10 protein-coding genes and 1 pseudogene are annotated in these 8,097 nt (G+C 43.6%); 3 read left to right on the forward strand and 8 right to left on the reverse strand.

The genetic code is table 11. The features are described 5' to 3' along the window. Positions 1–114: 114 nt before the first annotated feature. The 3 genes from H6F74_RS28625 to H6F74_RS28635 form a co-directional block, all read right to left on the reverse strand. Entirely contained in the window at positions 115–864 is a 750-nt protein-coding gene (locus H6F74_RS28625; protein ID WP_206756378.1) for a hypothetical protein, read from the reverse strand. A gap of 213 nt (positions 865–1,077) precedes the next feature. After that, positions 1,078–1,218 (reverse strand): hypothetical protein, encoded by a 141-nt coding sequence (locus H6F74_RS28630; RefSeq protein WP_190445495.1) that lies wholly within the window; start codon positions 1,216–1,218, stop codon positions 1,078–1,080. A gap of 73 nt (positions 1,219–1,291) precedes the next feature. Next, entirely contained in the window at positions 1,292–1,822 is a 531-nt protein-coding gene (locus H6F74_RS28635; RefSeq protein ID WP_190445496.1) for an orange carotenoid protein N-terminal domain-containing protein, read from the reverse strand. Positions 1,823–2,048: 226 nt separating this feature from the next. Here H6F74_RS28635 and H6F74_RS28640 point away from each other — a divergent pair, with 226 nt between their 5' ends. Next, entirely contained in the window at positions 2,049–2,360 is a 312-nt protein-coding gene (locus H6F74_RS28640; protein ID WP_190445497.1) for a hypothetical protein, read from the forward strand. Positions 2,361–2,668: 308 nt separating this feature from the next. Further along, positions 2,669–4,471 carry an aspartate--tRNA ligase gene (aspS, locus tag H6F74_RS28645; RefSeq protein ID WP_190445498.1) on the forward strand — a complete coding sequence of 601 codons (1,803 nt, stop codon included), beginning with the start codon at positions 2,669–2,671 and terminating at the stop codon, positions 4,469–4,471. A 365-nt stretch (positions 4,472–4,836) separates the two neighbouring features. On the opposite strand, the gene H6F74_RS30800 is transcribed toward aspS, so the two are convergent. Further along, the gene (locus H6F74_RS30800; protein ID WP_277875890.1) at positions 4,837–4,965 is read right to left on the reverse strand and encodes a hypothetical protein; all 129 of its coding nucleotides are present in this window, start codon (positions 4,963–4,965) and stop codon (positions 4,837–4,839) included. Positions 4,966–5,213: 248 nt separating this feature from the next. On the opposite strand from H6F74_RS30800, the gene H6F74_RS28650 reads away from it, so the two are divergent. Next, positions 5,214–5,450: a hypothetical protein gene (locus H6F74_RS28650; protein ID WP_190417995.1), complete on the forward strand. Its 237-nt coding sequence runs from the start codon at positions 5,214–5,216 to the stop codon at positions 5,448–5,450. Between the two features lie 111 nt (positions 5,451–5,561). On the opposite strand, the pseudogene H6F74_RS29750 reads toward H6F74_RS28650, so the two are convergent. The 4 genes and pseudogenes from H6F74_RS29750 to H6F74_RS28665 all read right to left on the reverse strand — a co-directional run. Then, positions 5,562–5,703: pseudogene (locus H6F74_RS29750) on the reverse strand (type II toxin-antitoxin system HicA family toxin); the annotation flags it as partial. Between the two features lie 107 nt (positions 5,704–5,810). Next, positions 5,811–6,260 (reverse strand): nucleic acid-binding protein, encoded by a 450-nt coding sequence (locus tag H6F74_RS28655; protein ID WP_190445499.1) that lies wholly within the window; start codon positions 6,258–6,260, stop codon positions 5,811–5,813. Further along, complete coding sequence (locus H6F74_RS28660; protein ID WP_199301720.1) at positions 6,257–6,691, reverse strand: hypothetical protein; 435 nt, start codon at positions 6,689–6,691, stop codon at positions 6,257–6,259. Before H6F74_RS28660 ends, H6F74_RS28655 begins: the two co-directional genes overlap by 4 nt. Positions 6,692–6,759: 68 nt before the next feature. Then, positions 6,760–8,001, reverse strand: coding sequence for an HNH endonuclease family protein (locus H6F74_RS28665; RefSeq protein ID WP_190445500.1), 1,242 nt, complete (start codon positions 7,999–8,001; stop codon positions 6,760–6,762). Between the last annotated feature and the right edge of the window lie 96 nt (positions 8,002–8,097).

Below are 8,097 nucleotides of genomic sequence, written 5' to 3' on the forward strand. Positions count from 1 at the left end.
TGAAACCATCACCCGCTACTAGGTTCTTCTCTCAAAACTATACCTGTTATGCCTTTGAGCATTATTTTAAGTATTTTGTCTGATTGTTAAGAAAGATGCGGGTAATGGATAGCTTTATGCGCGGGGAGGGATAGGAGCGGGGAGGATGTCAAAATGCAATTCTTGCCGACTCAGGTAGGGCTTTAATTTTGGTTCCAACACCCGCAGGACAATCAGCCTTTCCAAAACTGCCCTCTTATTGCGGCTAATATCTGCGGGCCATAACCCTTGTGCGTCAGTCAAATGCACATCTCGCTTGGAAACTTCAAAAGTTGCTTCTACACGAGTAGGCACTTTCACATTCAAAGTTGCCAGCTTTATATTCTTGATTTTGCCTTTCAAAACTGGCTCACCCATATCTTCTTCAAAGATCCAGGTGGGATTTTCCTCGAAAGCTGTTGTCGTTATCTGACAGGTGGTTGCTCCTAACTTATCTGTTCTGCGCGTTGGCTCTGTACCGAACCCCCTAACTCCAGCTTTACTCCCATTCAAAGAAGGCAGTAGATTGCTCCAAGAAACTTCTTGACGCTTTTGGTCGTTACTTTTTTCCGGCTTTTGCTTTTCTTCTGGAAGGAAAAGCTCAACTGAGCCAATTAACTGCCGGGATTCATAGGGAAGTTCACCATTTTCCAGTTTTAGCTTTAGTTCTCCACTTTTGATGCCAAACTTGATGCGGCCGCCCATCAGCGGTAGCCACTGCTCGTTAAACTTGATGGTTAAGTGCAGATCAATCTGCTCAATTTCACTTTGTTGTGCCTGAGAATCAAAAGTTATAACTAGAGGCTGGATTGGTTCTAGTAAAACTGGAGTTCCTAGCAATTTCATATACAAGCAGCCTGGACATCGATTCTCAGGCTCTGGTTGATGCAGTGTGGGGAATTGAGACATTACCACGGTAGAACTCTTCGTTCAAGCGGGTTGCATATAACGCTATCATGACCCGGCGATTCGTAATGTCCGGAAAGTGGAACTTTTCCTTAAGTAATTCACACAATTAGAAGAATCCGTAGTTCAACTCCTGCGCTTTTTGTCAAGTAACTACCCCAACCAAACTGAATTTCGATTACTCCTTATCCCCAGTCCCCAGTCCCCAGTCTCCAGCCCCCAATCCCCAATCCCCAGTCCCCAATCCCCAGTCCCCAGCCTCGCGATCGCGCAAAAATAAGGAGTGTTTCGCACCAGGGGAACACTCCTACTCTTCTCAAACCCTCTCCCAGGCTCAGCCTGGAAGAGTATCAATCTTTTGCCTCGATTACAAACTTGCAGTCTTGCCAGTTTCCGCCTGAGAAGCAATGGGTTTCACATCGGTATAGCCCATATTACTTGCGATGGTACGGAACATCGAAATTTGCCCCTCGAAGTCCAGCCCTTCAATTTGTCCCATCAAATCGTTAATAGGTTGGCTTGCTTTGTAGTCAGCAGGCATATCTACCACGGTATTCCCCATTTCCTGCGACCAAGTGTACCAAACCATTAACTGATTATTTTCTTTCAATGCTCCATAGGCGCGAGAATATTCTGTATCTTTGCGCTCAACAATTTCTCGCATGATCGCCAGTTGCTTATCATCATCCAATTGCAAATAGTCTCCTAACAGCTTGGGAGCCAGTTCAGGATCTGTTCCTTGTGGAGCCGCTGGGGTGATGGAGTCTCCCATCTTTTTATAAACATAATAAAACCAAGCTAATTTATCGTCGGTGTTCAACGCTTCAAAAGCCTGAACCACTTTTTGTGTTTCATCTGAAAGAGCTTGAGTTTTTATGGTGTTTTCGTCTGGGATCATAAAAGCTTTCCAAAAGTAAAGTTAGTATTTCCAGACTAGGAATATCAGACTTTGCAGCTCTTAGTCCCCCTCCAATAGAGAGAATTTTTTCTCCTTCGGTGACGCAGATTGGGTAACGGGTGAGGCGGGAGATTGAGGATCTATCCCAAGAGAGTCAAAGTAACGGGGATCAATCCCTTAAAATCGATCTCGCAGATAAAAAAGTCTAAATAAATAGGAGTTCCTTATGACTGAAGAAGTGAAACCCAATCCTAGTGAAGCTACAACCCATGACGCTCAGCTAGCTGCTGAGAATATGGCTTCTGGTGAAGAGAAAGTACAAAAAGTTGATTTTGATGCTGACTATGAAGCATCAAAAGCGTTTAGCGTTAGTGAAGTAGACCGCAAAGGTGGTGGTGCCCAAGCGGCTGAAGCTGCTACAGCTCCTAAGTTTAAAGTACCTGAAGCGACAGAGATGAAATCCTCACCAGATACAACAGGCAACCCAGCTGATTATATACAGATGGCGCAGGATGTCAGCCCCAGAAAGGACGATTAGGACAAGTTAGCAGCCGAGTCAAGCGGTAAGAGTGGCGCTCCTGCTGACACAAAAATGGCCAAAGAAGTCCTCTAAGCTGTGAAATAGACAAGGCAGAGCTTCTCGTAGCTGTGGAGTTTTTGAAAAAAGAATTATTAGAACATTCGCTCAACCTATATCGGGTTGGGCTTTAGTTGTGGGAGTCAAATGCTGCATAATGGGAAGGCTTTTATCGTTTATCGTGGGGAGATAGCACACTTGCAGTTGCCAATTTTCCCAGATTGTCAGAGCGATAATTCCATTCCTCAAGCCTTCTTTTCAGTTTAACTATGCGAACCCATTATTGCGGCGAACTTAGAGCAGAACATATTGGAGAAACCGTTACCCTGTGTGGATGGGTAGACCGTCGCCGCGACCACGGGGGTGTGATATTTTTGGATTTGCGCGATCGCACTGGTATCGTTCAAATTGTCAGCGATCCTGTACGCACACCAGATTCTTACGCACAAGCAGAAAAGCTGCGTAACGAATATGTAGTCCAATTTACCGGGCGAGTCACCCAGCGTCCAAAAGAGTCGCTAAATTCTCGCCTACCCACAGGTGAAGTGGAAATTTATGCAGACAAGATAGAACTGCTCAATCAAGTTTACAAGCAGTTACCTTTTCAGGTGGCGACAGCGGAAAGCGAACCCGTGCGCGAAGACTTGCGGCTAAAGTATCGGTATCTGGATTTAAGACGCGATCGCATGGCGAATAATCTCCAGTTGCGTCACCAAGTCGTTAAAACCATTCGCCGCTACCTCGAAGATACCGAAAACTTCATCGAAGTAGAAACCCCAATTCTCACCAAATCTACCCCCGAAGGTGCAAGAGACTATCTCGTACCCAGCCGCGTTAACCCCAGCGAGTGGTTCGCCTTACCCCAGTCACCGCAACTTTTCAAGCAACTGCTGATGGTATCCGGCTTTGACCGATACTATCAGATTGCCCGTTGCTTCCGCGACGAAGACCTCCGCGCCGACCGTCAGCCAGAATTTACTCAACTGGACATGGAAATGAGCTTCATGTCCCAAGAAGAAATTATCCAACTAAACGAAGGTTTAGTTTGTCATATCTTCAAGACAATTAAAGGTATCGATTTACCCCGTCCTTTTCCTCGTCTCACCTACGCCGAAGCGATGGAACGCTACGGAAGCGATAAACCAGACACCCGCTTTGGTTTAGAACTCGTCAACGTCTCCGACTTAGTTAAAGACTCTGGTTTCAAAGTCTTTAGTAGTACAGTTGCATCTGGCGGCGTTGTGAAAGTATTACCCATTCCTGGGGGAAATGATGCTATTTCCAATGTGCGAATTAAACCAGATGGCGACTTATTTAAAGAAGCCAGCGAAGCGGGTGCGAGAGGACTTGCTTACATTCGTGTCCGAGATAACGGCGAAATCGACACTATCGGCGCAATTAAAGACAACCTGACAGAAGAACAAAAGCAGGAACTATTACGGCGCACTGGTGCAAAAGCGGGTCATTTGCTGCTATTTGGTGCTGGTGACTCTAATATGGTGAATAAAACTCTCGACCGCTTGCGCTTAGTAGTTGGTCGAGAATTGGGGTTAATTGATCCAGAGAAGATAAACATTCTTTGGGTGACAGATTTCCCAATGTTTGAATGGAACGCCGACGAGAAGCGTTTAGAGGCGTTACATCATCCGTTTACTGCTCCTCATCCCGACGATGTGCATGACCTGAAAACTGCAAGAGCGCAAGCCTACGATTTGATTTTCAACGGTTATGAAATCGGCGGTGGAAGTCGGCGTATTTACCAGCGAGAAGTTCAAGAACAGGTGTTTGAAGCGATTGGTTTATCCCAAGAGCAAGCATATAACAAGTTTGGATTTTTGCTGGAAGCCTTTGAATACGGAACGCCGCCGCATGGAGGTATTGCTTACGGTTTAGATCGTTTGGTGATGCTATTAGCTGGTGAGGAGTCAATTCGCGATGTAATTGCTTTTCCGAAGACGCAGCAAGCTCGTTGTCTGCTGACAAATGCGCCTTCTGGTGTGGATGAGAAGCAGTTGAAGGAGTTGCAGGTGGCTTCGACTTATAAGCCGAAATCTACTGAGAAAGGCAAGTAAAGAACCCTCTCTCTAATCCTCCCCTTTAACGGGGAGGAAACAATTTTTTTATTTGGGGAAGGTTAGCGATCGCATTCTTTGATTGGAATCTCCACCGACAAAGCTAAAATATATTTTTAAATCGCTTTGTATATTTAAGTGTCTTTATCCTAATTAAGCGTTTGATAATAGTTCAGTTCTTTCTCCTGGGAAAATCATTTTTCATCTTTACATTTCTTCCATTAGTTTTAATAAAGCGTCAATTTAAAATATTTCTTCCATCTTTTCAAACTTGGTAATGGTAATTTGTACAACGATTGATTACTTATTTTTATATGAAGCATAATATTTAGTAATTTTAAGCATTTACTTATACGATCAAAAACTCATAATTCTTCTATAATGATTGCAGGACTGTAAATATCAGATTCTGTCTCATAGGCTTCTCGGAAATAGGCGATCGCTTCTTTAAGGCGCTTCCTGACTGCTTCTTGGGTTCCTGACCTACCACCCATTTTCTATACATAAAGCAACTCAGTAAGCCGCAGTATTCCTCCTCACCATTATGCAAAAGCCCAAGGCTCTCCAGTTCATACTTGGCTGAACGTTCCAATTAATTTGGAGCTAAAACTTAATATTAATTATTGACAATTGACAAACGCTATGCTAATGGAGTTTAATGATAAATGTAGGGCATTAGTAGATCCCCTCCAAGAGATTTGCTAATGCCCTTGACTAAACTCCTTACGGATACAAATTGCTCGTGTCACAAAATACTGATTCAATCGATTCCACATCAGAAACTCGTGCGATCGCCTACACAAAGCGTCTTAATCCTTGGGCGATTGTTCGTCTCCTTCCCAATAGACAGAAGGCGACCGTGGCTCGATTCCGCAGTCGGTGTGATGCAGACTGTAATATGCAGCGTATGCGTCAGCTGACACCCAACGCTTCCTTCATGGTGGTTTTTGACTGTCAACCAGACAAAGCTGCGATCTAAAGTTCTGGTATGCGATAGCGAAGCGCTGACTTGTCAGTTCGCCCTGTTTGGGGAAAAGATGCGATCGCGATGTTTGAGATGAGGATGCGATCGCTAAATTCCTCTCACTTCTCACTCTAAAAGCCTCTCAATTTCTTGATTAATAAAGCCAAATTGTCTAAAAATCCGCAACACATAAGCGGGTAGATAGTTCTCCTGCTCCGATGTCGATAGGAACAACCCTTCGTCCGTCTTGTAGATCGCGACTATACAAACCATCGTCTCTTTTACTTGAGATAGGTTAAACCAAGTTAATCGTAGTGAATTTCCCTACTGACTGAAGAATAAGCGATCGCGCTGTTTGAGGTGAAGATGCGATCGCTATATTAGTCGCCATTCACGAGCATCAACAAATTGGGACAAATGCCCTACATTTGTCGTGGCAATTACAACCTCATTTCCTTCATTTGCAACTAATATTGCTTGAGCCGCCAGAATCACATCTCCATCAAGTGCATTGGGGTCTGCTGTTGGTCTTCCTGCACGTCTTGCTTCAGCCCACAGCTCAGCAGCTTTGAGCATCACTTGTGTTGTAATGGGAAGGTATATAATCAGCGATTTAAGTTGATCGAGTTGTCTAATTCCTGCTAGCTTACTCGCACGGAGTAATTCACGACGCACCTCATAATCGGCGATTTCAGGCAGCATCACTTCGTAGCCTCTCGGCTCCAAAGAATCTAGCCAAAGCCTGCACTCCCGGCACAGAGGCGTAGCTCTGGGATTTGTCACCATTCCCACAGGGCCAGCATCCAGCAAAACTACCCTGCTCATGGGAACAATGGCCGATTAGAAAGACGATCTTCATCCAGTGCTTGACGGAGATATTCCCAGGTTTCTGTTTGCTCCTGTTCATCTCCCTCCTCTTCCCATGACTTTAACAGATCGCTTAGAGCTTTCTGCCGCGCCACTTTCTCCACTGGGTCAGGGTTCTTAATTTCGTCCATAGCTTTTGCCCAAGCATCTGACGGCGCAGGCTTCACGGTAACACTTTCACGAAACAGCCGAATCATCTGAAGTAAGTTCGGCCAATATTCTTTCGGCGTTTGCTGAATCTCGCGAAGTAGCTCTGCTACAGGTTCGCTTAGGGAGGGATCGTCCAAACTCTGGTCGGGCATTATTACCTCTGCTGCATCGCATAACCGTATGTTTAGCATAACGAACAGCGCGATCGCGCTGTTTGGGGTGAAGATGCGATCGCGCACACACGTTTTTTTCTTCAGGACTTCAAGCTAGTTAATTTTAGTGAGCTTCTCTGAACTCATCGCTCGTCTTATCGAGGCCAGACTTTAACCGCTATGTCGGATAAATGAGCAGCACGAGTTTTCATTGCCTCTTCATTCCAGATATCTATGTTACGGAAATACTGGTTCATAGTCACATTACTAGACCTTAAATGGATCAATTTCTCCTCAAAGGGTTTGTTAGATAGCTCAGAATTATAGCCTGTTAGGGTGAGATTGCCCAAAGTGTTAAGCCATTTCTTATGTATATTGCTATAATTTGCCCCTAACATTGAACTCCATTTTTTATTTTTATCTAAAGTCTGGGGCATAATATGCTCAATGGTAAGATTTTTAGGTTCAACCTGCTCCTTACTAAGCGATTCTTCTAAACTCTCTAATATAAGCTTGGTTCGATCAATGGAACTATTGCTATATACAGCTTGAGTCATAATGCCCTGCCGAAAATTATCATCTGTAGGCCAGACTTTACTCCTCTCGTAGCGCATCAGGACTGTGCGTAATCCATCTACCAGATCATCACGATTTTGCTTTTGCACTTCACAGTACAAGTTATTGAAGACGGTTCCCAAACTTCTAGTAGACACTCCGGCAAATAAACGGCGTACAAAATAAGACTCTAAATAACGTAATATTTTTTCAAATTTATCAAGAGATAACCGTTTCTCTTCATATTCATGATAAATGTTAAGGAGAAATATATGACAAGTAGTAAAGTCCAATCTCATCAACCGCTTGAACCAACGCTTTAACTTGGGTTCTGGTTCCGTCTCATAAAAATTAAGATACTGATAGTAGCTTGCAAATTGTACAAGCTTTTGTAATTCAGATCGTATGCCAATTAATGAACTATCGAAACGCTTTTTTATACCTTTATAAACTTCTTTTTGATTAACTGACTCGCCATCTTTACGCAAATAAAACCAAAAAGCATTTGTCAATTCGTTTGCATATTCCTTGTTTTGCATATTCACCTTAAATCTCTCTTGAAGAGGCATCCATTCACTTTGATACACCTCATCTCGCTCTTCAGGAGGCAACTTCATAAATATATAGTTACGCACCAAGTCTGCCTGTGTTAGTTCTTCTCCCTTGTTGTTTAAGCTCTCAAAAATTAAATATGGGTTATCGCTCTCGCCAGAAGTAATATTTACTAATACTAAACGTTCTAGTAAGATCATTTTAAATTTTGCATAGTCTAGAGAAATATCTTCCTCTGGGTCTGGTTTTTTAAATTTGCCCTCAAAAAATTTAGGGTCTTGCGGCATCATGGGGTAAAATGTAGCGATTGCTACATTTTACCCAAAAAGAACAATGGACTTTCATCTAGATACCTTATTAAACTTACCGAACGTTACGGTTTTCAC

It is taken from the genome of Trichocoleus sp. FACHB-90 (genome assembly GCF_014695505.1).
GTDB classification, from domain to species: Bacteria; Cyanobacteriota; Cyanobacteriia; order Cyanobacteriales; family FACHB-T130; genus Funiculus; species Funiculus sociatus.

What these genes read in the sequence shown, in the direction of transcription:
- H6F74_RS28625 (WP_206756378.1), bottom strand. Translation starts at nt 864, where the DNA reads ATGAAATTGCTAGGAACTCCAGTTTTACTAGAACCAATCCAGCCTCTA.
- H6F74_RS28635 (WP_190445496.1), bottom strand. Translation starts at nt 1,822, where the DNA reads ATGATCCCAGACGAAAACACCATAAAAACTCAAGCTCTTTCAGATGAA.
- H6F74_RS28640 (WP_190445497.1), top strand. Translation starts at nt 2,049, where the DNA reads ATGACTGAAGAAGTGAAACCCAATCCTAGTGAAGCTACAACCCATGAC.
- aspS (WP_190445498.1), top strand. Translation starts at nt 2,669, where the DNA reads ATGCGAACCCATTATTGCGGCGAACTTAGAGCAGAACATATTGGAGAA.
- H6F74_RS30800 (WP_277875890.1), bottom strand. Translation starts at nt 4,965, where the DNA reads ATGGGTGGTAGGTCAGGAACCCAAGAAGCAGTCAGGAAGCGCCTTAAA.
- H6F74_RS28655 (WP_190445499.1), bottom strand. Translation starts at nt 6,260, where the DNA reads ATGAGCAGGGTAGTTTTGCTGGATGCTGGCCCTGTGGGAATGGTGACA.
- H6F74_RS28665 (WP_190445500.1), bottom strand. Translation starts at nt 8,001, where the DNA reads ATGATGCCGCAAGACCCTAAATTTTTTGAGGGCAAATTTAAAAAACCA.